This is a genomic window from Chloracidobacterium sp. (genome assembly GCA_015075585.1).
GTDB lineage: Bacteria > Acidobacteriota > Blastocatellia > Pyrinomonadales > Pyrinomonadaceae > OLB17.
In genome coordinates, this window is record JABTUB010000002.1 from 23542 (window position 1) to 49194 (window position 25653).

The window sequence follows — 25653 nt, forward strand, 5'->3', positions numbered from 1 at the left end:
TCCGGAATACCAATGGCGGTAACAGCAGCTAGCGAACTGTTAGGACCCGTGAATACCCGGGAACTGTTAAACTGAGTGATCTTCGGGAATAGTACGTCCGCTGTTTCTCGGCTGTCAAGCTTTTTTTAGTTTGGTCATCGGTCGTATGTTTGCCGCCTTTCGGTTCACGCCGGCATATCCTAGACTGTTGTTATTAAGAGCCGGCTCATCCAAGGAAGATATAATGATGAGATATGTTTTTGTTTTGATCTTGGGAGCGATAATAGCTGCGGCATGCGGCGGTGCGGCGGACAGCAACGCGGCGAATGCGAATAAGCGGGCGAACGGCGCCGCGATACTCGATAACAGCAACCTTCCGCCCGGCATATCGGTTCAGCCGATCCGGAACGCCAATGTGAACGTTCCCGGCATTCCGACCGTAACCGCCAACTCGAATATGCCGAAGGGCGCGACGCCGACGCCGGGCATCCCAAGCCCTGAAGAGATCCGCCGCCAACAGAAGGCAAAACCGGGAGCGACGCCGACGCCGGGCATCCCAAGCCCCGAGGAACTGCGGCGGCAGTCGTCGAACTCGCACCCGAATGACCCTTCGACCGCGGCATCGACCGACCCTATACCTTCAAAAAAACGAGCGGCAAACTCGGCTGCAAAACCGGCTCAATAAAGCTGCTGACAGCAAACACCGCTATACGAACTTAGCCGCGAATCTGCGCGGCTAAGTATCGTTTCTCTTTGATCGTTGCTCGGCGGTTACTGTGCCGCTTGTGCGCTTTCGGCCTTTACAAAGCCGAGAGCCGCTTTTACATCGTCCTCGATGCGTCCGAGAAGTTCCTGATTCTCTTTCAGCATCTTCTTGACGTTATCGCGGCCTTGGCCCAGGCGTTCGCCGCTGTATGAGAACCACGCACCGCTCTTTTCAACGATATTGTGATTGACCGCAAGATCTAGCAGGTCGCCCTCACGCGAGATGCCTTCGCCGTACATTATGTCGAACTCGGCTTCGCGGAACGGCGGCGCACACTTGTTCTTCACGACCTTGACGCGGGTGCGGTTGCCGACGTTCTTGTCGCCCTCTTTTATGGCGCCGATGCGGCGAATGTCGAGCCTGACGCTTGCGTAGAATTTCAGTGCCTTGCCACCCGTCGTCGTCTCGGGCGAGCCGAAGAACACGCCGATCTTTTCGCGAAGCTGATTGATAAAGATAAAGCATGTGCGCGAATTCGCAACGATGGCGGTGATCTTGCGAAGAGCCTGCGACATCAGCCTTGCCTGCAGGCCGGGGAGCGAATCGCCCATTTCGCCGTCGAGTTCGGCACGCGGTACGAGCGCGGCCACCGAATCGACCACTATCACGTCTATGCTGCCCGAGCGTATAAGCGTTTCGGCGATCTCAAGTGCCTGCTCGCCCGAATCGGGCTGCGAGATGAGCATATCGTCGATGTTGACGCCGAGCCGCTGTGCGTACTCCGGGTCCATTGCATGTTCGGCGTCGATATAGGCACAGATGCCGCCCATCTTTTGTGCGGATGCCGACACTTGCAGTGCCAGCGTCGTCTTGCCTGAGCTTTCCGGGCCGTATATCTCGATGATGCGGCCGCGCGGAAAGCCGCCGACGCCTATCGCGGCATCGAGGCTCAGGCAGTTGGTCGAGATGGTGCCGGCCTCTTCGTGCGGACGTTCGCCGAGCCGCATTATGGCTCCTTTGCCGAACTTCTTTTCTATCTGCAGCAGTGCCGACTCGATCGCCTTGCTTTTATCCGTACTCATTCTTTTATTCTCCGTTACGATCCTCTACCGCTGAAATGTATCATAGCTGAAACACTGAAACAAAACTCGCAACACAGCTTCTCGGCCGCCCGCTATCCCACTAATAACATCGTCGGAACGTCAATGAGTTTAAGACAATATAGTATGCGGTTGCAATGCTGAATCCGATCGTTCATACGAGGCTTCTTAAACAGTCTGTATTGTGTGCGCATCTGCATTGACCGGCAAAAGGTTTCTGCTACTCTATTAGAGGAAGTAAGATCACGACAAAGAGCCGGTCAGAATAACAGACCGCCTATTATTTTAATAAAGGGAGCATTTCGCAGATGATGAAGAGATTCTTTAGTGTGAGCAGTGTTTTGTTTTTGGCAATTGCTTTCGGCGCCGTGTCAAGTGTTTCGGCAGCTACATTTGTCGTTAATTCGACCGCTGACGTAAACGATGCAGCGCCCGGGGACGGAGTATGCGAGACCGCCGCGGGAAACGGAGTTTGCACGCTCCGCGCGGCGATCACCGAGGCGAACGCCTTTGCCGGTGCTGACATAATTACGCTGCCCGCGGGCACCTATACGATCACGCTGACCGGAGGGAATGAGAATTCGAACGTTTCAGGCGACTTTGACATTACGACCGATATCACGATAAATGGTGCCGGCTCGGGTAATACGATCGTCCAGGGGGCAGCATCGCGCGGCGTTGCGGCCGAACGTGTATTCCACATTCGTCCTGCATCCGGCCAAACGATCAATGTTGGGCTGAATGGTCTAACGGTCCGTTGGGGCCGCTATGCGAGCGGCGTATCCGGCGGCGGCATTAGACTTGATGTCGGAATTCCGAAGGTAACGCTTACAAATGTCGTGGTAACCGAGAACGATGATACGATCAGCGGCGGCGGCATCGCGATATTGAGTGTAGGGGCCGGCACGTCGCTGACGCTGAATAACTGTACGGTGTCGAATAACACGGCTGGTTCCGCTAATGCCGCAAATTCGATCGGCGCGGGCATCTTCAACTACTCAAGCAACAGCACGGTCAATATCACGGATTCGCTCATTACCGGCAACACCGTGTCAAACACCTCGTCTTCCGTAATTGCAATGGGCGGAGGTGTAGCCTCGGCGGGCGGTACGGTCAATATTTCAAACTCCATTATTTCTAACAACCTCGCGACATCGTCCGGGTTCCACGCATTTTCGGGCGGCGTGCATATCACGGGCGGGACAGCGACGATCACAGGATCGACCATCGCGAACAACTCCGCAACCGTTACGGGCGGCGGCGGAGCGGCACTCATCGGCGGCGTCTATAATGAGCAGGCGAGCGTAAGTATCATCGGGTCGAATGTTACTAATAACAGTGTTTCGAACAGCGCAAATCCCGGTAATGCATATCACGCGGGCATACGAACCCTCAGCGGCACAATTGCCGCCGTAACGACGATCACAAATTCGACCATAAGCGGCAACACAGCCGCTGATGAGGGCGGCGGTGTGGTAAATCTTGCAACGAGTACAGCGAATGCGACAACGAACATTACCGGTTCGCTGATCAGCGGCAACAAGGCGACCGGCGCACTTGCACCCGGCGGCGGGATCCAACAATTCCATGTTTCAGGCATTGCGGGCCTCGCTGTTGTAAATATCACGAACTCGACGATCGACGGCAACCAAGCGGGAATTGGCGGCGGCGTTTACTCGAATGGCCCAAATTCGACCGTTAATTTGAATTTCGCGACGGTTACGTCGAACAGTGCCTCCTCGGCAGGAGGCGGAGTGGCTCAAGACACTACCGGTACTGTCAACCTAAAGAACAGCGTTGTCGCTTACAATTCGTCGCCGTCCTCGCCTGACATCCTGGGCGTCATAACCTCGCAGGATTACAACCACGTTCAGGATACTTCGGGCGGCACGTTCCTTGTCGGCGGCAGCAAGGGCGGAACAAAACCGCAGATGACGAGCTTCAATGCCCTCGCGAACGACGTAACGGGAACGGATCCGCTGCTTGGCCCGCTGCAGAACAATTTCGGCCCGACATTGACGCGTTTGCCGGACTTAGCAAGCCCCGTGCTCAACACCATACCGTCGGGAACGAACGACTGCGGCACGACGATCACCACATCGCAGAACTCGATCACGCGGCCATACGGCGCCGGATGTGAGAAAGGAGCTGCGGAACGCTTTATTGTTACAGCGGCGCCGGCAAGCGTATCAGGGCGCGTCGTCACGGCCAACGGCAACGGCATACGCAACGTGCTGATCTCGATCACGGGCGGCAACACGCCTCAGCGGCTGATCGCACGGACAGGTTCATTCGGTTATTACCGGATCGACGGGCTTGAGGCGGGCAACACCTATGTGATCACCATCCAGTCGAAGAATTACACCTTCGCCGAACCAAGCCGTGTCATAACGGTCAACGATTCGCTGACCGATATCGACTTCACGGCCCTGCATTGAACAAGCGGGCGGCGGAAAGGCCGTTCTGACGTCCTTTCCGCAAACCGCCGCGGCCGGATCGCTATGATCCATTGAACCAAAGCTTCAGGCTTTAGGCGCACCCGATCACACTGTGAAAGGTATGGTCGGGTGCGGCTTTTCGAAGGCCTCATTGATGGCCGCGTATGTTATCACACAAGAATGCCCTTGTTTCCGGCCGCATTCTATGTAATTATTATTCGAAATTTGAAACTTGGAATGGCGCTTGGCAGCCGGCCCGTTAATTACGTATGAAAAATTCAAAAAATATTGCAGCGGCGGCATTCGCGGCCCTCGTTATCTGTTTGATGTCGGCATCAGCGGTTTTTGCGCAGCATGGCAGGGCATCGCGGCCGTCAGTCTCAACAACGATAGTCATTAACGAAATATACGGCGGGGCGGGCTGCGGCAGTCCCAACTGCTCGACCTATAAGAACGACTATATCGAGCTAAAGAATATAAGCGGCCTTCCGGTCGATATCAGCGGATGGTCGGTGCAGTACACTAGTGCCACAGGGCCATCCGGTTCCGCCAGTTGGCTAAAAACCGATATTCCTACACCCACGATCCTGCTCGCCGGCGATACATACCTTATTGCTGAAGCATTCGGAACCAATGGGATCAATGACCTCCCCACGCCGAATCTGACCGGAACTATTGCCATGGGGGCCACCGCAGGCAAAGTTGCACTGGTAAATAACACGACCGCGATGACCGGCACCTGCCCGACCGGAAGCCAGATCATTGATCTTGTCGGCTATGGAGCGACGGCGAGTTGCTATGAAACGGCGAGGGCGCCCGCCCCAAGTACGACGAACTCCATCTCACGAAATGCGAGCGGCACGGATACGGACGATAACTCGGTTGACTTCACTGCCGGTACGCCGAGTCCGATGGCCGCGCAGTACCCGACCGCTGCCGAGGCAAGCGTATCAGGGCGCGTCGTCACGGCCAACGGCAACGGCATACGCAACGTGCTGATCTCGATCACGGGCGGCAACACGCCTCAGCGGCTGATCGCACGCACAGGCTCATTCGGTTATTACCGGATCGACGGGCTTGAGGCGGGCAACACCTATGTGATCACCATCCAGTCGAAGAATTACACCTTCGCCGAACCAAGCCGTGTCATAACGGTCAACGATTCGCTGACCGATATCGACTTCACGGCCCTGCCGTAGCTCTGCTTCCTGAGCCTCCCCGAGCGGCATTCTCTCAAGGCGTGGGCACTCGTTGCCCACGCCTTTTTTTGTCGCCTCAGACCGCAATTTACTCTTGACATTATCGAGCATTGTAAGGAATACTACTGCCAATAAGGAATGACCCTATGCGGCAGAGGTGCGTATGAAACGCTTCACCTTTTTTGAGGATCGGCCGCGAATTTACCTGAATGTTTGCCGCTTCTGTTGAAGTGATCAGCATTCTCCCGGCTTATAAGTGCAAATGTTATTAAACGGAGGAACGAGTAGGAATGAGAAAACTTAGATATTTTTTTGGCGTAATGGCCGCATTGGCGGTGATGGCAGGAGCGGCATTAGCGGCAACCGTTACTATCCCGTCAGCCAACACCAATGGAGGCAGTCAACGGTACCCTCTTGGGGCATATTGGGGCTACGAGCGCAGTGCTGCGATCTATACCGCGACGGAACACGGAATGACCAGCGGTGCGAGTATCACAGGCGTTTGCTGGTATATCAACTCGCTCTCAACGCCGGCTGATACACCCGTCGTCATTCGTTTTAAGACGACAACGGCCGCGAACTTCGCGGCGGCCACGACGTTCGCCAGTGAGATCGCGGGTGCGACGCAGGTCTTCTCGCAGACGGTAGCCGGGGCAAGCCTTACGGCGAACGCTTGGAACTGTTTTACATTGGATACGGCGTTTTCCTACACCTCCGACAACCTTGAAGTCCTTGTTGAGGCAAACTACGGCGGCGGCGGCGGCGAGGGCAGTACGGCTAAGCAGGTGCGGTACTCGACAGCGACCAATGCACATCAAACATGGCTGGCGGATAATACCCCGCCGTCCGGTAACGGAAGCCGCAACAGCAGCCGGCCGAATATACAGCTTATTTACACCCCTGCCTCGGGTCCCGGCACGGTACAGATGAGCTCAACCGCCTATTCCGGAAATGAAGGAACCACCGTTCCGATCATCGTTACACGTACGGGCGGTATCGACGGAGCGATCTCGGTTGACTATGCAACAAGCGACGTAACCGCGACCGCAGGCACTTGCGGCAGCGGCGGCGACTATGTAGCCGCAAGCGGCACACTCAACTGGGCCGATCAAGATGGTGCCTCAAAGACCATTAATGTCACGCTTTGCTCGGATCTCGCTGCAGACCCGGGAGAGACCTTTGATTTCACGCTCTCGAATCCCGGCGGCGGTACCTCTATAGGCGCAAATAACCCCGCAACGGTTACGATCACGGACGTGCCTCCGCCGCTTAGCGGAAGCTACGACGTTCCGGGCGATTATCCGTCGCTTACAAATAACGGCGGCATATTCTCGGCGATCAACCTGTCCGGCCTAGCAGGCAACATCGTAATCAATATCACCTCTGACCTAACGGGCGAGACAGGAACGCATGCGCTCAATGAGTTTGCGGGCGGCTATTCGGTGCTTATCAAGCCGAGCGGCGCGGCGCACTCGATCACGGGTGCAAGTGGAACATCGTTGATAAAACTCAGCGGTGCCGATAACGTGCGTATCGACGGCTCAACGGCGGCGACGCTCTTCGACAGCAATGTGAAGGGCGGCGATAATGCTCAGGGCCTTATCGGCGGAACGCCCGCACTGCGTGAGCTTACGATCACAAATACCGGAACCGGTGCGATCATCTGGATCGCTACCAACGGTACAAGCGGTGCGACGAACAACACCATCCGCAACGCAAACCTCGTCGGCCCCGGCAGTTTCGGCGGCCAAGGCATCATCGCGGGCAGCGGTGCAACCTTTGGCGCCGCCGCTGAATCCGGCAGAGAGAACTCGAACAACACGATCCGCAACTGCAGCGTCAAGAGCGTGCAGAACGGCGTCTTCACATCGGGCGATGCGACGACGCCCGATCAGAACTGGACCATCGCTGAGAATAACTTCGGCTCATCCGTTACGGCTGAGAAGCTGTCATACCGCGGAGCTCTCGTACAGGGTGCAAAGGACACCGTAATCACCGAGAACCTCGTTAGCGGCGTCAATTCATCGACGAGTACGAGTGCTACGATGAGCGGTATCCTTGTAGGCGGCACGGTGCATGACGGTGCGACGGTTACAAAGAATATCATCCGCGATATCCGTCAGAACAGCACAATTGGCTGGGGCAGCAACGGGATAATGATCAATACCGGCTCCACCAATGCCAACATCGTCGTTGCGAACAACTTCATTTCGGATGTTGCTTCGTACGGCTATGCATCCGGCTACAGCCAGAGCGACAACGGCTACGGCATAATGGTCGAATCCGGCGGCGGCATCAAGATCTACTACAACTCGATCTCGATGGACACCGACCAAATGGGCGGCATCGGCAACACTGCGGCCCTTAATATCAACGACCTTGTAACCGCCGCCGGCGTGGATGTAAGGAACAACATCTTTTCGAACACGCAAACCGTCGGCAATCCCTTTGGCGTCATCGATCAGAATACAAGCAGCGGTATGTATTCGTTCCTTGACTACAACGATTACTGGGGCAGCGGTGCGGGCTTCAACTTCGGCCGTATAAACAGCGTCAATCACGCAACTCTCGGGGCATGGCAGACGGCAACGGGGCTTGATGCGAACTCGATCACGGGCGACCCGCTGTTCACATCGGCAACGGATCTGCGGCCGCAGTTCTTCAGCCCCGTGCAGGATAAAGCAACGCCTGTCTCGGTGCTTGACGACATCGACGGCAATACCCGCTCGCTCGTCGGCTTTACCGGCGGAACGCCCGATATCGGTGCCAAGGAGATGCTGACGCCGACAGCCTCAGCCGTGTCAGTCTCGGGCCGCGTAACAACGGCGAACGGCAACGGCATACGCAACGTGCTGATCTCGATCACGGGCGGCAACACGCCTCAGCGGCTGATCGCACGCACAGGCTCATTCGGTTATTACCGGATCGACGGGCTTGAGGCGGGCAACACCTATGTGATCACCATCCAGTCGAAGAATTACACCTTCGCCGAACCAAGCCGTGTCATAACGGTCAACGATTCGCTGACCGATATCGACTTCACGGCCCTGCCGTAGCTCTGCTTCCTGAGCCGCCCCGAGCGGCATTCTCTCAAGGCGTGGGCACTCGTTGCCCACGCCTTTTTTTTGTGAATTGCCGCGCTATTCACCGCAGCCTCACCACGGGCTAAAGACCGTGACTATTCGCAGAGCCGAAAATGCCATTTATTCTCGGTCACACCGAAAAGAAGCAGACGCAAAGCACGAAAAGCCTGCGGATCAAAGCTCAACCGGGCTGTGCCGCCGGTTGATGCGGCCTGTTTGGCTTTTTTTGTGATATCCTTTGCACGTTATGCTTCGTATATCTTTCGTACTCTTCACTCTTTCGGCGATCGTACTTGCGGCATCGCCCGCAAATGCACAGATCACGCTCAGCAGTGAGCAATATCGCGTGTTCGACGCAAAAGGCAACGCCGCCGGCCTCGACAAGATCATTGACGCGGCGGGCAATGCCGACGTCATCTTTCTCGGCGAGCAGCACGATGACGCGGTCGCGCACGCCATACAATACGAGATCTTCAAGCGGATCGTCGAGCGCTACGCCGCTGAGCGTCGCGTCGCCCTTTCAATGGAAATGTTCGAGCGCGATGTTCAGATCGTCGTCGATGAGTACCTCAGCGGGCTTATCAGCGAGAGCCACTTTCTGCTCAACTCGCGTCCGTGGGGCAACTATAAGACCGACTATCGGCCGCTCGTCGAACTCGCAAAGCAGAAGCACTTGCCCGTGATCGCCGCCAACGCTCCGCGCCGCTATGTCAATATGGTCTCACGCGGCGGCCGCGATACGCTGAACGCTCTTTCGCCGCAGGCAAAGGCATGGCTGCCAAAGCTCCCTTACGGACAGCCGTCGGCCGCTTACGCCGCAAAGTTCAAGGCGTTGATGGGCCCAAGCCCGGAGGCACAGCAAGGCATCGACAATATCCTCGCTTCACAGGCACTTTGGGACGCCGCAATGGCCGATTCTATCGCCCGTTTTTTGAAAAAGAATAAGAACGCGCTTGTCGTTCATCTGAACGGCGCGTTCCATACCGAGAGCCGCCTCGGCACCGTCGAGCAGCTCCTTGCCGAACGGGGAAAAACCCGCGTCATCGTCGTAACGATGCGCTATACCGATGACGTTGCGAGGTTCGATAAAGAAAAGGACACCGGCACCGGCGATTTTGTGATCCTTACCGATACCAAGGTGCCCCGCAGCAAAAGATAGCTGGCTGTTACCTGTCGGCCCGCGTGCAGCTTAAAGTGCATTCGGGCCGAACCGCATTACTCCTTCGCCCTCTCGGCAGAGAACGGGAACTCGCCAAAGCCCGGACTCGAAAGCGTGCCCGTGATCTTGTCGCCTTCCACCTTCGCCGTTATCTTGAAGTCAACGGCGTTGCCCTCGATCTGAGCCTGAAAGACCGCGGTGAAATTCGAACCGCTGACCTTGCCGTTGACGATCGTGCCGCCGCCGAACGGCGAGGCTGCCGTGCCTGAAAGCGCGGCTCCCGCCTGCTTGAACTCCGCCGTCATCGGCACAGCCTGCCCCATCGCATCCGCAACCATGTTCCACTTCCCTGTAACATCGACCGACGGAGCGGCCGTCATATCGACAGGCTTTGCGAGACGTACCGTCTTCGGATCGACCGTGATCTCAGCAAGACGCTTTGCGACCTCCGGCGACATCGACTCCTGGAACCGCCCGCCCAAGTACTTGGCAAGGAACTTCTCGGAGGCCGCAAGCATCGCCATATTGTTCACCGGCCGCGCAAAGCCGTGCCCTTCGTCGGGCGCAACGATGTACTCGACCGGGAAGCTGCGGTCGCGAAGCGCGATGACTATCTGATCTGATTCGCGCTTGTTCACACGCGGATCGTTCGCACCCTGCACAACCATCAGCGGCGTCCTGATCCTATCCGCCGAGAACAGCGGCGACTGGCGACGCATTTGTGCAAGGCCCTCGGGCGTGTTCGGGTCGCCCATTCGCTTATAGAAGGTTACACGTGCCGCTTCCCAATACGGCGGTATCGATTCGAGCAGAGTCTCGAGATTCGAAGGCCCGACGATAGAAACTGCCGCAGCGTAAACATCCGGCGTAAAAGCGACACCCGCCAGCGTCGCATAGCCGCCGTAACTGCCGCCCATTATGGCAACACGCTTCGGATCGACGATGCCCTGATCCACAAGGTACTTGACGCCAAATGTGAGGTCATCCTGCATCTTTTGGCCCCACTCATTGTTGCCCGCATTCAAGAACTTCTTGCCGTAACCCGTCGATCCGCGAAAATTCGGCTCCAGGACGGCGTAACCGCGATTTGCCAAGAACTGTGCAAAGCCGTTGTAGCCCCACGAATCGCGTGCCCAAGGCCCGCCGTGCGGAAAGACGACGAGCGGCAGGTTCTTTGCCGTCACGCCTTTCGGCAGCGTCAGATACGCGGGGATCTCCAGCCCGTCCGACGATCTATAACGAACCGATGTCATCGGCGCAAGTGCCTTGCGGTCAAGTTTTTCGCGTATTTGATAAAGTGTCGAGAGATTTCCCGTCTTGCGGTCGTAAAGCCAAACCGTCCCCGGATCGGTGTCGCTGTATGTGGCTGCGATGAACTTCGTTTCGTCAGCCGTACTTGAGTTGAAGCTGATCTCGCGGTCGCCAAGCTGTTTTTTGATCTTCTCGTAGTCCTTCTGATACGCCTTGTCCTTCCAGTACGTCCGCACCCTGTCATCATTGTAGCTTGTAAAAATGATGTCGTGCGTTACGTCCGAGAAGCTGACGTTATCGAGGTCAACCTTGCCAAGCGGATCGCTCTCGACCTTTTCCGTCTTTCCGGTCTCGACATCGAGCAGTTGAAGCTCGATCAGGTCAAGATCACCTTTGTTCGTCTGAATGTAAACGCGCTTGTTATCCTTGTGAAAATTAAGCGGCGAACACGTCTCAAAGACATCGCATTTGTAGATCACGGTCGAACTGCCGTCGGCGTTCAGCCGCAGTATCTCAGTATCGCCGTTCTGCGGTGAACGAACCGCAAGTCGGAGTTTGTCAGCATTGTCGAATTTTACCTCTTGCCGCCGATCGTTGTTCTGACTTACCAACGTACGTTCGCCTGTTGATATCTTGACCTTGTAAAGGTCGTGCCACGCCTTATCTCTATCATTTATCCCGACAAAGATCGTGTCCGGATCCGACTTCGGCACGGCTTGGATCACCGCACTGACGCCTTTACCCTCAGTAAGGTTGCGTGCCGCAGGAACGGGCGAACCATCGGCCGCCTTGGCTGACGGATCGACCGCAAAGACATTGAAATTCTCATCACCGCCATTATCCTGTACGAACAATATGTATCTGCTGTCCCGCGACCAGAAGTAGCCGCGTACCGGCCGCTTTTGATCGTTCGTCATTGGCCGCGCAGATGTAAACGGTTCATTGATGCCCTTTACCCACACGTTCATCGTGCCGTTGAGAGGCTTGATGAACGAGATGAACTTGCCGTCGGGCGAGATCTGAGCACCCGAGTATTCCGGATTGCCAAAGATCACTTCCCTGTCGATCAACCCCGGCTGTTGAGCGAATCCGTTGATCGCGATCAGGGATAATAAAAGCAATGCTGCTGTAAGTATTTGTAGTTTCATAATTTGTTAGAGGCCGTTCGGGATAGGTTACGTAACTGCAAAGCAAATTGTTCCAATGAAGATCATTCAAAGTTCTTCCGGCGCCTTTCACGAAAGGCGGATCCCGTGAAAAAGGCTCGTAAAAGCTCGACACGCGGCTTATCGATCTCATTCAGCAGGACCGTTACCGCGTCGTATCGCACAGGCGTCTCGAACAGGTCGAAAAGCCTTCGATAGACCTTTGACGTCCGTATTATCTGCCGCTGCTTGCGAAGATCAATATTCTTTGTGATCGGCACGAAACTTTCGGATCGCCGCGTCTTGACCTCAATGAAACAAAGCGTTTCGCCGTCGAGAGCAATGATGTCGATCTCGCCCGAGACCGATACGCCTTTCCGATTACGGCCGACCGGAACCTTAAAATTGCGGATAATGATGCGATAGCCGTTCTCATGCAGAAATGCCGCGGCGAGATCTTCGCCTCGCCTTCCGAGGAGTTTTGTTGAACGATCGTCGATCTTTATCACATCTAAAATGCCGGCTCCTCGTAAATCCCGTAAACATCACGCAGAGCAACGCTTATCTCTTCGACGGTCGCATACGCGGCGACGGCTTCAATGATCGCAGGCATCGTATTCTCACCAGATACAGCCGCTTTTTTTAGTTTATCGATCGCAATGCCGACCGCGCCGTTGTCACGCGTTGACCTTACATTGTCGAGACGACGCAGTTGATGATCGCGTACATTCTCGTCGATCTGAAGTATCTCAGGCTCTGCCTCGTCCTCCATCACGTATTTGTTAACGCCGACGATCGTTTGATCGCCACGCTCGACCGCTTTTTGATACAGATAAGCCGATTCCTGGATCTCACGCTGCGGAAAGCCGGCCTCGATCGCTTCGACCATCCCGCCAAATCCGTCGATCTTGTCAAAATACTCGAAGCATCCGTCGATCATCTTCTCGGTAAGGGCCTCGACATAATAACTGCCGCCAAGCGGATCGACCGTATTTGCGACACCTGTCTCTTCAGCAATGATCTGCTGCGTCCGGAGTGCGATCAAGGCCGCTTCATCCGTAGGCAAAGCGTGCGCCTCATCATAGGAATCTGTATGCAGCGACTGCGTCCCGCCGAGCACGCCTGCCAATGCCTGTATCGCAACCCGCGCAATATTGATCATCGGCTGCTGTACCGTAAGCGAGACGCCCGCCGTCTGTGTATGAAAGCGCATCTGCATCGTACGCGGATTCTTTGCACCAAAACGCTCTTTCATCGTGCGCGCCCATACAACACGAGCCGCACGGTACTTTGCGATCTCTTCGAAGAAGTCATTGTGTGCATTAAAGAAGAATGAAAGCCGCGGTACGAATTCATCTATGTCCATGCCGCGTTCCACGCCGTAGTGAACGTATTCGACACCGTCGCGTAGTGTGAACGCAAGCTCTTGCAACGCTGTCGCGCCGGCTTCGCGGATGTGATACCCGCTGACCGAGATGGGATTGTACTTCGGCACAAATTTGGTCGTGTACTCAAAGGTATCGATCACCAGCTTCATCGCAGGCTTGATCGGGTATATCCACTCCTTTTGCGCGATGTATTCTTTCAAAATGTCATTCTGAAGCGTGCCTGAGATCTTTTTGAGGTCGGCTTTCTGCCTTTCGGCGACAACGAGATACATCGCCAGAAAGATCGGAGCGGGTGCATTGATCGTTTGCGAGACGGTGACTTCTTCGAGCGGAATGCCGTCAAAGAGCACTTCAAAATCAGCAAGCGACGAAACCGCAACGCCGCATTTGCCTACCTCGCCTTCGCTGAGCGGCGAATCGGCATCAAGGCCCATCAGCGCGGGAAGATCGTAGGCCACCGAAAGCCCTGTCTGCCCCTGCTCCATCAGATATTTGAAGCGGCGGTTCGTTTCCTCAGGCGACGAGAAGCCCGCAAACTGCCGCATTGTCCACAACTTGCCGCGATAGCCCGTAGGATGAATACCGCGTTTATACGGATATTCGCCGGGAAAACCGACATCCGCCGTCGCGCTGTCAGCGGCAGTATAGAGTCGATCCACCGGCACTAAACTGACGCCCTCAAACGATGCCCGACGCTCGGGGGCTTTCTCGAGTACGGGAGCGAGCGTTTCTTTTTCCCAACGCTCGGTCTCAGCGGTCGATCTGGCGGGAATTCCGTTCATATCTGTGATCTTCATTTGCAAATTGTTTCAAGTGAACTAACTGAACAGTTTAAGTCGGACGGCGATGCCATGCAAGACGCTGAATGTGCAGTCTGTGCGGTGTGTGATCCGATTTTTGCAACAAAGCCGGAATACGGATACAATTGCCCGATGCTAAGAGCTTTTTTCGCGATCTTGACCGTTACGTCTGTTTTCGTCTTAGTTTCGTGCAGCACGAAGCCTTCGAACGCCAACGTACCGACAGCGAACATCGGTCGTGATCAGAAAGAAAACTCCGCAAAGACCAACTCAGAAGAGCTCGCGCTTTTGATAAACCTGCCATTTGAGACAGAGGATATTGCCTGGCAGGAAAGCCCCGACCACGCTCGCATAACAGCGGTAATGCGATTTTCGCCGGCAGATGCTGCCAAGATCGTTGCAGAGGCAGAGCGGATCAATGCTCCGACCCCGGTAAGGATTCCGATGGAAACGTGGTTCCCTACCGAGGTTATCGCACAAAGCGAGATCTCAGGCGACGATACGGTCTCAGGAAACTCGTATCCCGCAAATATGTTCTTTCAGCCGCCGTTCAGCACGGGAACGATCACGCATATTGAAAATTCCGACTATTTTGTACTGGAATTATCAACGAAATAGAACGTGTGACCTTACGAAAAGTTCGTGATTCGTGTTAGCATCAAGGCCAGATAACCTATTGATACGATGCGGTTTATAGCAGTCTTTTTAGTTCTATTTGCCCTCTCGCTGCTGCCGCAGGCCGTTACGGGACAACAAACCGACCCGGTGAGCCGCCAAGTGGCTGATCCGATCACAGATACGCCGAATATTAACCCGATCTCACCCGAACAGAGCATTGCCGCCCCAAAACCCGCAAAGAAACCGCTTGTTGAACCCGAAGGCGGCGACGGCAAGCTGATCGTTTATTCCGACAGGTCTGATGCTTCCGAGCAGAACGGCCGTCGGATCGTGGTGCACCAGGGCAATGTGGATGTGCGATACGGCATCTACCGGCTTCAAGCAGAAAAGGTAACCGTTTCGGAAACTGACTCAATGCTTACTGCCGAGGGCGATGTCGTTTTTGACCAAGGCGAGGATCAGCGTATAACTGGCGTAAAGGCAAAATTCAATTACAAGACAAAGGCCGGCATTTTCGAAGACTCGACAGGGTTTACGAATCAAACGAATGACGGAACGGTGATCTACTTCAAAGCGGACCGCGTCGAAAAGACCGGCCCCGAAATCATCGTGATCTACAATGCCGAGATCACGGCGTGCGAAGGCGCCGTCCCGATCTGGAGCTTTACGACGAAAAAGGCAACGATCAAGATCGGCGACAAGGTTAAATTCCATAATGCGAAGTTTCGCGTCAAACGGTTGCCGCTGCTTTACGTTCCCTACGGCTCGATACCCATCAAAGAACGCGACCGCAGCTCCGGCTTCCTCACGCCGACGTTCTCATATTCAAAGCTCAAGGGAGTTCGCCTGTCAGGTGCATACTTTCAGACGCTCGGGCGGTCGGCCGATGCCACCATCCGAATGGATCTTTTTTCGAGCCGCGGCCTCGGCTACGGTATTGACGTTCGTACGCGGGCCAACTCACGCTCATACTTCGACTTCGGTTTCTATTCAGTAAAGGACAGAATATTCGGTGCAAAAAAAGATGCCGCTCATCCCGACCAAGGCGGTACGCAGATCTATGCGAACGGCGTTCATTTCTTCCCGAACGGCTTTACCGCGTCGGTCGATGTTAAGTTGACGTCAAACCTCGCATTCAGGCAGGTGTTCACCGATGGGATCCAGCAGATAATCTCGCCGATCGAGGTTTCACAGGCTTTTGTCAACAAGAGTTGGAACAACTACACGATGAACATCCTTGCACGTTCGCAGGAGATATCTATCCCGAACGTGCATATAAAGGTCCGCAACTTGCCCAGCATAAGCTTCGAAAAAAGGCCCTCGCGACTTTCGTTCTTAAAAAACGTTTACTTTTCGTTCAAGACCAGTGCGGAAGGAATATCACGCCGTGAAACAGCCGACGATCGCACGCTTTACGGAATAATGACAGGAACGATCCCGCTGAAAACGCCCGCCATCGGCCAAAGATTCGATATTTACCCGGAATTGACGATGCCGTGGCAAACGAAATACCTCAATATCACAGCGACTGCGGCGGCACGTGTTACATACTATTCGAACTCCCTTGACGGCATCGGCCGGATCATTGGCCGCGACCTTATTCGCAAATATGGTGAATTCACACTCGACATTCGCCCCGTCGCTCTCGCAAAGAACTTTTACGGCAAGAAGAATAAATTTCGATTTCGCCACGTTATCGAGCCATTCATAACATATCGCCTTGTAAAAGGTATCGACAGCTTTGCGCGGATCATCAGATTTGATCAAATTGACACTGCAACCAACACGAACGAAATAGAGTTCGGCATCACGAACCGCATCTACACCCGCCGATACGGCGAAGCTGTGACGGGCAAAGCCCAAGGTGCCCTGCGCGAACAAGGTGCATCATCATCAGGTCAAGCGGGATTGTCGATCCAGCCTTACGAGGTATTCACGCTGACCGTAAGGGGCAAATATTTCTTCGACCCCAGATTTGGCGGAGCACTGACGCCCGGACGGAGAAATCAGATCGAACCGATGACGGCGCTGAGCTTCTATACCTTTGGCGGCGTGCCTCGGCGTTTCTCGCCATTGAACATCGACGCAACTTACCGGCCGCGAAAGAATATCTGGATCAACGCAAGAATGGATATTGGCGTGCAGGGCGACGGAATACGAGCCGTTTCATCATCTATCGGATACGACACAAAGCTGCTGAAGATCTTCCAGACGTTCTACTACACTCGGGCGGTTACGCTGATACCTTCGTTGTCGCGATATGCCGATGTGAACGGCAAGGAGGCCGGCACACTGCGTGGTGCTCAATGGTCGCCTTCTATCTTTGCGGGAAACCGCGATCGGGGAGTTTACGGCGGAGCGTCGTTCTTCTTCGATTTTGAAAGCAGGCGGGCGCAAGGCCTTTCGCCGCTTATTTCATCTCTCTACACGCTTGGATACGCGTACAACTGCTGTGCCTTGGCCGTTCAGTATTACCGCTTCGATCTCGGAGCCCGTCAAGAAAATCGCTTTGTCTTCTCATTTAGGCTCAACGGTATAGGTACATTCGGTACCGAACAGGTCGGAATCCGCTGAACATTATTTGCGTAAAAATGGCCGCCCGTTGAACCGAGCGGCCATCAGACCGGAGTATCAATGTGTACGAACAGCCTACGCGCTTGCGGTCGTTCGGCCGTCATTCACAAATGTAAGCCAATCGGCACCGAATGGAGCAGGCCGTTTTGCCGTGATGATGTTGAAGAATTCTTCCTGCAGCCGTGCTGTCAACGGCCCGCGATGCCCCTCGCCCACAGTGATCTTATCAACCGAGCGGATCGGCGTTATCTCAGCGGCGGTTCCCGTGAAGAATACTTCGTCAGCAATATAGAGCGCCGCTCGTTGGATATTTGTCTCAACGACCTCGATCCCAAGTTCGCGTGCGATCTGTATAACGGAATCGCGTGTAATGCCGGGAAGCACCGAGGCACCTAGCGGCGGCGTGAAGAGCTTGCCGTTATTTACCAGGAAGAGATTCTCGCCCGAGCCTTCGGAAACAAAGCCGCGGTCGTCGAGGGCAATGCCTTCGCTGTAGCCGCCAAGTATCGCCTCCATCTTGATGAGCTGCGAATTCATATAATTCGCCCCCGCCTTTGCCATTGCCGGCATCGAGTTCGTTGTGATGCGTGTCCAGCTCGAAACGCACACGTCGATCCCTGATTCGAGGGCCTCCTCACCCAGATATTTCCCCCATTGCCATGCCGCCACGTACGCGTCAATTGGTGCCGGAAAAGGATTAACACCAAAAGACGGCTTTTCATCACTAAGGCCGCGAAACACGATCGGACGCAGGTAGCAATGTTCAAGCCCGCTCAGACGCACTAGCTCGACCGCTGCATCGCAAAAGTCCTGTCGCGAGAAAGGCGTCTGCATCCGGTAGATCTTCGCCGAATTGATCAGCCGCTGCATATGCTCGGTCAGGCGAAACACGGCCGGCCCGTTTTCGGTCTCATAACAACGAATGCCTTCAAAGACACTCGATCCGTAATTGACCACATGCGCCATCACGTGGATTTTGGCATCCGCCCAATCGATGAACTCTCCGTTCTTCCAAACCTTTGGTGCGATCTTCATTGTACTAACGTCTTTTTCTGCCATAGTGTATCCGGCCACCTCCGTGGATAAAATAAAGTAATAAATGTTATCGAAATTTTCTTTGGACGAAAGGTTATTCGATTATAACTAAAGGATAATATAGATACGGGTTTTTATCAATTTCGTCACGCGCCGCCGGTCTCGTTGCGGATACAAAACAAAAGGGACGGGTTCTCGCCCCATCCCTTACGAATGAACGATCAAATTCGCTTAAACGATAAATATCCGGGACGCAGTATCATCAAACCGCGATGAGAAACTCACGCCGTCTATCGTAATGGTAACTATGACCGGCACATCGCCCGCACCCGCAAGATCAGGCGGCAGCGTACAGTCGATATACCAGATCCCAGTGTCATACTTTTTCGACTCGGAAACGACCGTCGTACCAATGGCCGATGTGGTGCCTATGCGGATCCGTGTGTTAGCCGGCAGCGACGTCATAATGCCGGTCATATAGATCCGCAGTACCGTCGCAGTACGGCCGAACGGACGGATGCGCCGCGTCGTAACCGTGAATGGTTCACCGGTCGCGGCCGTGTTCGTTACATTAAAGGCCCGAGTCCGCCCGCCGGGCACAGGCAGCATCTGCATATTGAATATATCAGGTCGCGCCGGCACGATCGTCACTCCGGTCGTCATTACCGTACCGTTGTTATTGATGATCATATCGTAGCGCGTACCGGCAGCGGCAGATGCCAGCCCTTCAGGCACAAGGAAGTCAATTCGAGTGCGGCTGACCCGTCTAAGCCCGCATGCCGCTCCGTTTATCGTCATGGTCACACCACTGAGTTCGATAGGCAGTTCAAATCGCCTCTCGATCGAGCCGGTAGTTGAACGTGCGACAACCGGAAATGAAGTTCCGGAGCCGAAATAGAGTGTCGCGAGCATTCCGGGAGCGATCCCGTGTACGGCAGGCGGCGTATTCGGCGGCGGAGTCGGTGTCGGCGACGGAGTAGGCGTTGGGCTGCCGGTCGGTGTCGGCGTAGGCGACGGTGTAGGTGTAGCGGTCGGCGTCGGAGTTGCGGTCGGAGTCGCGGTCGGACTTGGCGTGGGCGTTGGTGTTACTTCTGTCTGTGAGACCGGCATACCGGTCGCACCTGTCGCCATCGTAAAGTTGATCGGCGTCGAATGAATGGCCGTCGGCAGCAAATAGTAATAAACCTCGCTCTGTAGGTCGGGGTTACCAGTGCCTATCTCCGTCAACGCAAGGTTAAAGGTCATCCGCCGGATCGAATTGCTCGGCAAGGCCTGCGTTGAAGCAATGAATGTGAACGGCAGCGGCAACTTCGTAAGCCGCGAGAACCTTGCAGTAGCCGGCGGCTGATCCAGAGGATATGAATAGAGCTGTGTCGGACGCGCCGAATTCGGGTTAAGCCCCTCGGAATTCGTTGCTGCAACTGTTCCGTCATTTTTTATATTCAGCCGTGTCTCAAGGACCATTGTGTACGGCGTGCCATTGGCATCCGTATCGGTAAAGGCAGGATAGCGCACCACATCGCCGCCGGTCGCACTGCTGTCCGCGTCGCTGCGAGGCAGTATCCTTCGGAATGAGTTCGCGGTCGTATCATAGAGGTACAAGGCGAACGATGTATAATTCGTGCCGCTATTTTCGTTGGCAAGGTCTGCGTACGAATCGAACGCAATGTATTTGCCGTCGCGGCTCATTCGGCGGCCGAGGGAATAGATGTTGACAATATCACCCGGATTTGTCGGCGTCGTTACCGTCACCTGCTTCTTTACGGCACCGGGCGCACCCGTACTCGTCAGGTCGCAGTAGAAGACCTCCTCATTACGGCTGCTCGCAGGATTGTCGCCTCCCGTCATCCCTACGATCGGATTGTCGCCGGTACTGACAAAAGACACGCGCAAGCCGTTGCCTGAGATCGAGGGATTCTTGCTGTAGATCGGATTCGAGATCGGACCGCGCGGCGTCTTCGTTACTTGATTCAGAGTGCCCGATGGCCGCAAATAAACAAAGATCTCTTCGTTATCATCAGTTGGAAATGAATTACCTATCGCGGGAACAAGATCTCGTGTCGAACCGAAAGCGATAACCGAACCGTCATCGCTTATGCTTGCGTCGTGATTATCGTCGGCGATAAAGGCTCCTAACGTCGAACTCCCCGATCGCGGAAGCTGGCTTGGCACCGTATTCGTTACAGCAGTAAAAGTACCGACCGAAAGATCGGTTAGCGGAAGATCATCGCCGCTAGAAAGATCGCTGACAGCCGCGTATACCGGTATTTGATACAGCCACATCTCCAGATTGGCGTCATGAGTCAGAGCATTGTCACCAAGCGTGGGCGACGCACTCGGACTTGGACTTGGACTCGGGCTCGGACTTGGACTCGGCGTCGGCGTCGGCGACGTATAAGCATTGCCGTCAAAACTGCCCGGATTTGTCGAACTGATCACCGGCGGGTAGTTAACATCGCCCGGGTAAGCGATTGTCGCGTTCGAGCTGAATGCGATCCACTTCCCGTCATTGCTTATCACGGGACGCGTATTGGTTATCTCAATGCGCACGTTATCAAAGGTAGCCGCCTTTGTCGTATCGATGAGCACCGATTTGGTATCAGTTATCTGGAAGATCCGCCGTTGGGCATAATCAAATAAAAAGATCTCATTGTTACCATCCTCATTGCGAGGGTTGACGGTAGCCACGTTTCCGCGTGATTCGAAAACGACAAAGCGGCCGTCGCCGCTCATCGCCCCTGCGTAAGATTCGGCCGGCGAATTCGACACCTGCCCGATCACCGAATCAACTTGTGCAGCAACTGTGGCGGCCAAGAAAAGAAGTGCGACAAAAGAAAGAATTATATTAAAACGAAAGGTCACGAACGCCTCCGAACAACACGGTCTGAACTATATCAACAACGGCCCGTTTAGGACATCAAAACATTGAATTTTAAGTGTTTAGACTAGTTTCTGCAAGCAAGTGCGATACTGTCGCATCAAGTTTCCGATTTCTACGCTGCTTTGGATGCCTCCCACAGCACCTTGGGTTGTAATTTTTGCGATCGAATATATCATTTAGCTTTAAGTAATTCGGGACTATGAGCAAAGGTCTCAGCTTCTTTATTTCGGCCGGCGAGGTGTCGGGTGACGCTCACGCGGAAAGGCTCGTCCGTGCCGTTATGGAACGCGCCGGAGCCTCGAACTGCCATTTTTCCGGTGCAGCAGGACCGAAAATGCGATCCGCAGGGGTGGAAGCGGTAGTGCGCTCGGATGAAATGGCCGTCATGGGTGTCGCCGAGATCGCGGCGGCATTGCCGATGTTCATCCGTGCATACAGGTCGCTGAGGGATTCAGCGATACAGCAAAAGCCCGATGCTGCGATACTTGTGGACTTCCCCGACTTCAATCTCCGGCTTGCGCGTTCGCTTAAGAAGGCTGGCATTCCGGTCATCTACTATATTTCGCCTCAATTGTGGGCGTGGCGAAGCTACCGCAGCCGCACGATCGGCAGGTACGTCGATCTGTTGCTGACGATACTTCCGTTCGAAAAGGATTGGTACGCACAGCGAGGAATACACCACGTCGAATATATCGGCCACCCTTTGACGGGTGAAGTGCGGCCGAAAATGGACCGAGCGGCGTTTCGTGCGTCGCACGGACTGAACGACGAACGGCCGCTGGTCGCACTGCTGCCCGGAAGCCGTCATGGCGAGATCGAACGCCACCTTCCGATCATTCTTGACGCGGTTGATATCATCTCGGCAAAGCGGCCCGAGATACAGTTCGCTATTGCCGCTGCCGGCAGCGGCCAGCTCGGCCAGATCAAAGCGATAATAAGCCGCTGCGAACACATTGATATACCGATCGTTGAAAACGAGACCTACGACCTCATTTCCTCTGCCGACGCGGCCATCGTCGCCAGCGGAACTGCAACGCTCGAAACGGGCATACTCGGCACACCGATGGTGATAATCTATCGCGGGTCTTCCCTGAATTACCGATTACTAAAGCCCTTGATAAACATAGATCATTACGGCCTGATCAATCTCATTGCGGGGCAACGCATCGTCCGTGAACTCATTCAAAATGATCTCGATCCGACTTCCCTTTCCGATGAGCTGCTGTCGCTTCTTGAGCCGCAACGCAACGCTGCGATCCGCGAAGAATTGCTCAGGGCCGCTGCTTCGTTAGGCACCGCCGGAGCTTCAGACCGTGCAGCGGAAGCGATCCTGAAATTCATCTCTCGCGTTCCGTAGGCTCGTTCGGCTTCCCACACTGTGCCCTTACAGAAAATTCGCGTCTGCGAACTTTATTGGAGATCTAATGCGCCCCGGCAACTTTTTCGCTGTGATTTGACATCATCTTGGGGCTTCCCTAAACTTGTTTATTCGCTCGCTTCGGGCGGATAACATCGCGGCCAGGTAGCTCAGTTGGTAGAGCAGCGGACTGAAAATCCGCGTGTCGGCGGTTCGATCCCGTCCCTGGCCACCATTCAGATAGTTCAAGTCTGCTTAACCGGCAGGCTTTTTTATTATTGCTGTAAGGTAAAGAAGTGTATTGCTGTTATGCTGCGCCTGCGACTGGCGTTCGGTATTGGCGGATGGTGTGGATAAGGACCGTTGCTATTATTATAGCGCCGCCGAGCAGTGCCCAGTTCGAGGGCTGTTCTCCGATAAAGAGAAACACCCAAACAGGATTGAGCAGCGGTTCGACAAAGCCGATGATCGATGCGTCGATAGGCCGCGTACCGCCGGAAATACCCTTTATGAAAAGAATGTAACTTATGCCGATCTGCACTATACCGAGAAACGCAACCGCAAAGACATCCTTTGTTGTCATCACCGGCAATGCACCGATACCGCTCGGCAGCATCACAATTGCAAGAAGCAGATTGCCGTAAACCACGGTCGCTACGGGTGCGGCTCCGCGACGCCCGGCAGCATTCTCCTTCTCGGTCGAAAATGCCGGATGCTTTAGTAACATTATGTAAAGGCCGAGGCAAATGCCGCTGCCGAGAGCGGCAATGTTCCCGCTGTAATCGCTGATCTCGAGTTTGCCCACGAAAAAGAGTGACATCCCGATAATGCACAGCACCACGGTGATCAGATCGCGCAAATGAAAACGTTCGCGAATTACGAATGGGGCAAGGATCAGAATATAGATCGGTGCCGTATATTGAAGAAAGATCGCATTCGCAGCGGTCGTGTGTTTCGTCGCCCACACAAAGAGGAAGAGCAGTCCGGCATAGAACAATGAGCAAAGCAGGCCGAATGCGTTGATCCTAAGGCCTTCCTTCCGCATTACGATCAGGACGGTAAGGCCCGCCAGCAGGCTGCGAAAGAATGTAACCTGATACGCATCGAGCGCGGTCAGTTTTATCAAAAGCCCGCCCGTACTCCAGATGAGCACGGCAGCTATAACGAGCCAAAAGGCGTTCTTTGATCCTCTTATCACTGACGAAAGACCCTCCGATCTCAGGTAACGATATCACCGCACGAATCAAGAAAGAAGAAGAGCACGAAGCGATGCTTCGTGCTCCTATAAATGTCCGCGGTCGGCAGCCTGTCACTCACCGGACAAGGCTTCTTTTACGATCTCGCGCAGACGCTTTGCCGATGTTGTATTCGGCTCGAGTTCAACCTCTTCAACGTCGCCTCGCACTTTCTTTCCGAATGTGCCGTTCCACGGCGGCACGACCAGCGTCGCATTGCCGTAAGCTCTTACTTGGCACGCAAGCCGCAGGAAAGGCTTTTCGTCCTCGGGCTGATCGTAACCGAAGACCTTCATAGCACGGCGTTCACGCGGCGCGACCTCCGAGAGTTTCTCCTGCCCGCCGATCACACCAACCCAACAAAGCCCGCAAGTTGCAGCGATACACTCAACCGGAACCGGCCCGTTCCAACAACGCGGATCCTTCTCCTGCCACGCCTGCGACTTATCCTGTGCCGCTGCGTGTGTGATCTCTTGGTCATAGAGTACAGAGAACTTGCCCTCGTAATCACGAGCAAGCACCCTGACCGAGTATTTCTTATCAACGGTCTTGAGAAATCCGAACATACCTTGGGAGTCATCCTTCGATCGTTCGGCCACGATCGCGTCGGGCGATCTCGCCATAAGGCCTTTAGGCTCTTCGATCTCATCACTTGCGGCAGTGAATGTTTCAAGCCCGACCTGGCGCATCGTCGCCAATCCGACCGCGGCGATGGCATTTACCAGAGTGCGGTCGATTCCCTTCTTCTCGGCTACCCGTATTGCCACTTCCTTGATGATCTCGGTCAGCTTTGCGTCATCGGCATTGAACTCCTCGGCCTCTTTCTCGACCGAGCATTTAACGGCCTTCCAATATCTGTGGCCATAGAGGAAGTGGTGCGACCCGGCAATGTGCGTAGCAAGGTCGAAATCGCCTTGAAGCTCCAGCTCTTTGATAGCCGCAGGCTGATCCTCGGCATCTGCGAGATATTCTCGCAGCTCCAGCGGATAGAAGCGGAACCAAATTTGTACCGCATTACGATCGACCTCATGGATCGCCGGAAGCAGCTCCTCTACCGCTTTGCGCCAATCTTCCTCAGTGAAATTGGATAGTACTGTCTCAAGTTTTGATATCATTTACGACACCTCTGTATGCAGCGATCTTGATCGATGCTCCAAAATTCCAACTTATCAAAAATCACGGCCAGTTCCAAACATCTAGTCAAGCGAATTCTGAAAAGCGGCGTGTAAAGCGGACGCCGTGCACAAAATAAATGGACGCAGGCAATAACAGCCCGCGCCCACTGCACGATCAAACACGCCTGTTAACGGCCCGACGCAAGCGTCACGCGGGCACTGGCGGCTTCGATCTGGTTTCGGATCGCCTCGGTCTCTTCAACTGACGAGCTTGCAGCCTCGGCAAGCTCCTTTTCAGCGGCGTCGAGAGCACGGCGTGCCTCTGCCGCATCAATATCGCCGGCTTTCTCGGCGGCATCGGCAAGCACGGCAACCTTGTTCGAGTTCACCTCAACAAATCCGCCCGACACAGCAAGCTTTTCGCTGCTTCCCTTGACGACATACGACATGATGCCCGGCTTTAACGCCGATACAAGCGGCGCGTGTTCAGGCAAAATGCCCGCTTCGCCCGATGCCGTCGGCACCGTTACCATATCAACATCAGCGTCCAGGACACGCTTTTCCGGTGTTACTATTTCCAACTTCAGCAT

General features: G+C 54.7%; 17 protein-coding genes and 1 tRNA gene. 9 read left to right on the forward strand and 9 right to left on the reverse strand.

Going from position 1 to position 25653, the window contains the following annotated elements; genetic code table 11:
- Window positions 1-223: 223 nt before the first annotated feature.
- Window positions 224-664, forward strand: a complete 441-nt coding sequence (locus HS105_09200) for a hypothetical protein (protein ID MBE7516766.1) — start codon at window positions 224-226, stop codon at window positions 662-664.
- Window positions 665-750: 86 nt separating this feature from the next.
- Here the strand turns inward: HS105_09200 and recA are convergent, their stop codons facing one another.
- Entirely contained in the window at window positions 751-1767 is a 1017-nt protein-coding gene (gene recA / locus HS105_09205; protein ID MBE7516767.1) for a recombinase RecA, read from the reverse strand.
- Window positions 1768-2096: 329 nt separating this feature from the next.
- On the opposite strand from recA, the gene HS105_09210 reads away from it, so the two are divergent.
- The 4 genes from HS105_09210 (at window position 2097) to HS105_09225 (ending at window position 9664) form a co-directional block, all read left to right on the forward strand.
- Complete coding sequence (locus HS105_09210; GenBank protein MBE7516768.1) at window positions 2097-4223, forward strand: carboxypeptidase regulatory-like domain-containing protein; 2127 nt, start codon at window positions 2097-2099, stop codon at window positions 4221-4223.
- Between the two features lie 269 nt (window positions 4224-4492).
- Window positions 4493-5422 (forward strand): lamin tail domain-containing protein, encoded by a 930-nt coding sequence (locus HS105_09215; GenBank protein ID MBE7516769.1) that lies wholly within the window; start codon window positions 4493-4495, stop codon window positions 5420-5422.
- 290 nt (window positions 5423-5712) lie between these two features.
- The gene (locus HS105_09220) at window positions 5713-8478 is read left to right on the forward strand and encodes a carboxypeptidase regulatory-like domain-containing protein (GenBank protein MBE7516770.1); all 2766 of its coding nucleotides are present in this window, start codon (window positions 5713-5715) and stop codon (window positions 8476-8478) included.
- Between the two features lie 274 nt (window positions 8479-8752).
- On the forward strand, window positions 8753-9664 hold the full coding sequence (locus tag HS105_09225) for a ChaN family lipoprotein (GenBank protein ID MBE7516771.1): 912 nt from the start codon (window positions 8753-8755) through the stop codon (window positions 9662-9664).
- A 56-nt stretch (window positions 9665-9720) separates the two neighbouring features.
- On the opposite strand, the gene HS105_09230 is transcribed toward HS105_09225, so the two are convergent.
- The 3 genes from HS105_09230 to HS105_09240 form a co-directional block, all read right to left on the reverse strand.
- Complete coding sequence (locus tag HS105_09230) at window positions 9721-12063, reverse strand: S9 family peptidase (GenBank protein ID MBE7516772.1); 2343 nt, start codon at window positions 12061-12063, stop codon at window positions 9721-9723.
- A 62-nt stretch (window positions 12064-12125) separates the two neighbouring features.
- On the reverse strand, window positions 12126-12560 hold the full coding sequence (locus tag HS105_09235) for a YraN family protein (GenBank protein MBE7516773.1): 435 nt from the start codon (window positions 12558-12560) through the stop codon (window positions 12126-12128).
- Between the two features lie 11 nt (window positions 12561-12571).
- A complete protein-coding gene (locus HS105_09240; GenBank protein MBE7516774.1) occupies window positions 12572-14230 on the reverse strand; it encodes a methylmalonyl-CoA mutase family protein in 1659 nt (552 codons plus the stop codon).
- Window positions 14231-14380: 150 nt separating this feature from the next.
- Here HS105_09240 and HS105_09245 point away from each other — a divergent pair, with 150 nt between their 5' ends.
- Both HS105_09245 and HS105_09250 read left to right on the forward strand, forming a co-directional pair.
- A complete protein-coding gene (locus tag HS105_09245) occupies window positions 14381-14866 on the forward strand; it encodes a hypothetical protein (protein ID MBE7516775.1) in 486 nt (161 codons plus the stop codon).
- 66 nt (window positions 14867-14932) lie between these two features.
- Window positions 14933-17440 (forward strand): LPS-assembly protein LptD, encoded by a 2508-nt coding sequence (locus tag HS105_09250; GenBank protein MBE7516776.1) that lies wholly within the window; start codon window positions 14933-14935, stop codon window positions 17438-17440.
- A 75-nt stretch (window positions 17441-17515) separates the two neighbouring features.
- Here HS105_09250 and HS105_09255 read toward each other — a convergent pair whose 3' ends face one another.
- On the reverse strand, window positions 17516-18475 hold the full coding sequence (locus HS105_09255) for a branched-chain amino acid transaminase (protein MBE7516777.1): 960 nt from the start codon (window positions 18473-18475) through the stop codon (window positions 17516-17518).
- 231 nt (window positions 18476-18706) lie between these two features.
- Window positions 18707-21337: a PD40 domain-containing protein gene (locus tag HS105_09260; GenBank protein MBE7516778.1), complete on the reverse strand. Its 2631-nt coding sequence runs from the start codon at window positions 21335-21337 to the stop codon at window positions 18707-18709.
- Between the two features lie 218 nt (window positions 21338-21555).
- Here HS105_09260 and lpxB point away from each other — a divergent pair, with 218 nt between their 5' ends.
- Together lpxB and HS105_09270 are read left to right on the forward strand one after the other, a co-directional pair.
- Entirely contained in the window at window positions 21556-22713 is a 1158-nt protein-coding gene (lpxB, locus tag HS105_09265; GenBank protein ID MBE7516779.1) for a lipid-A-disaccharide synthase, read from the forward strand.
- Window positions 22714-22872: 159 nt separating this feature from the next.
- A tRNA-Phe gene (locus HS105_09270) sits at window positions 22873-22948 on the forward strand.
- Window positions 22949-23020: 72 nt separating this feature from the next.
- On the opposite strand, the gene HS105_09275 is transcribed toward HS105_09270, so the two are convergent.
- The 3 genes from HS105_09275 to HS105_09285 form a co-directional block, all read right to left on the reverse strand.
- Window positions 23021-23911: an EamA family transporter gene (locus HS105_09275; protein ID MBE7516780.1), complete on the reverse strand. Its 891-nt coding sequence runs from the start codon at window positions 23909-23911 to the stop codon at window positions 23021-23023.
- Between the two features lie 111 nt (window positions 23912-24022).
- A complete protein-coding gene (locus HS105_09280) occupies window positions 24023-25063 on the reverse strand; it encodes a 2Fe-2S iron-sulfur cluster binding domain-containing protein (GenBank protein MBE7516781.1) in 1041 nt (346 codons plus the stop codon).
- Between the two features lie 188 nt (window positions 25064-25251).
- Complete coding sequence (locus tag HS105_09285; protein ID MBE7516782.1) at window positions 25252-25653, reverse strand: F0F1 ATP synthase subunit epsilon; 402 nt, start codon at window positions 25651-25653, stop codon at window positions 25252-25254.

Coding starts and splice junctions, on each gene's coding strand:
- HS105_09210 (MBE7516768.1), top strand. CDS start 2,097: ATGAAGAGATTCTTTAGTGTGAGCAGTGTTTTGTTTTTGGCAATTGCT.
- HS105_09240 (MBE7516774.1), bottom strand. CDS start 14,230: ATGAACGGAATTCCCGCCAGATCGACCGCTGAGACCGAGCGTTGGGAA.
- HS105_09285 (MBE7516782.1), bottom strand. CDS start 25,653: ATGCTGAAGTTGGAAATAGTAACACCGGAAAAGCGTGTCCTGGACGCT.
- HS105_09255 (MBE7516777.1), bottom strand. CDS start 18,475: ATGAAGATCGCACCAAAGGTTTGGAAGAACGGAGAGTTCATCGATTGG.
- HS105_09250 (MBE7516776.1), top strand. CDS start 14,933: ATGCGGTTTATAGCAGTCTTTTTAGTTCTATTTGCCCTCTCGCTGCTG.
- HS105_09220 (MBE7516770.1), top strand. CDS start 5,713: ATGAGAAAACTTAGATATTTTTTTGGCGTAATGGCCGCATTGGCGGTG.
- HS105_09245 (MBE7516775.1), top strand. CDS start 14,381: ATGCTAAGAGCTTTTTTCGCGATCTTGACCGTTACGTCTGTTTTCGTC.
- HS105_09225 (MBE7516771.1), top strand. CDS start 8,753: ATGCTTCGTATATCTTTCGTACTCTTCACTCTTTCGGCGATCGTACTT.
- HS105_09230 (MBE7516772.1), bottom strand. CDS start 12,063: ATGAAACTACAAATACTTACAGCAGCATTGCTTTTATTATCCCTGATC.
- HS105_09280 (MBE7516781.1), bottom strand. CDS start 25,063: ATGATATCAAAACTTGAGACAGTACTATCCAATTTCACTGAGGAAGAT.
- lpxB (MBE7516779.1), top strand. CDS start 21,556: ATGAGCAAAGGTCTCAGCTTCTTTATTTCGGCCGGCGAGGTGTCGGGT.
- HS105_09200 (MBE7516766.1), top strand. CDS start 224: ATGATGAGATATGTTTTTGTTTTGATCTTGGGAGCGATAATAGCTGCG.
- HS105_09215 (MBE7516769.1), top strand. CDS start 4,493: ATGAAAAATTCAAAAAATATTGCAGCGGCGGCATTCGCGGCCCTCGTT.
- recA (MBE7516767.1), bottom strand. CDS start 1,767: ATGAGTACGGATAAAAGCAAGGCGATCGAGTCGGCACTGCTGCAGATA.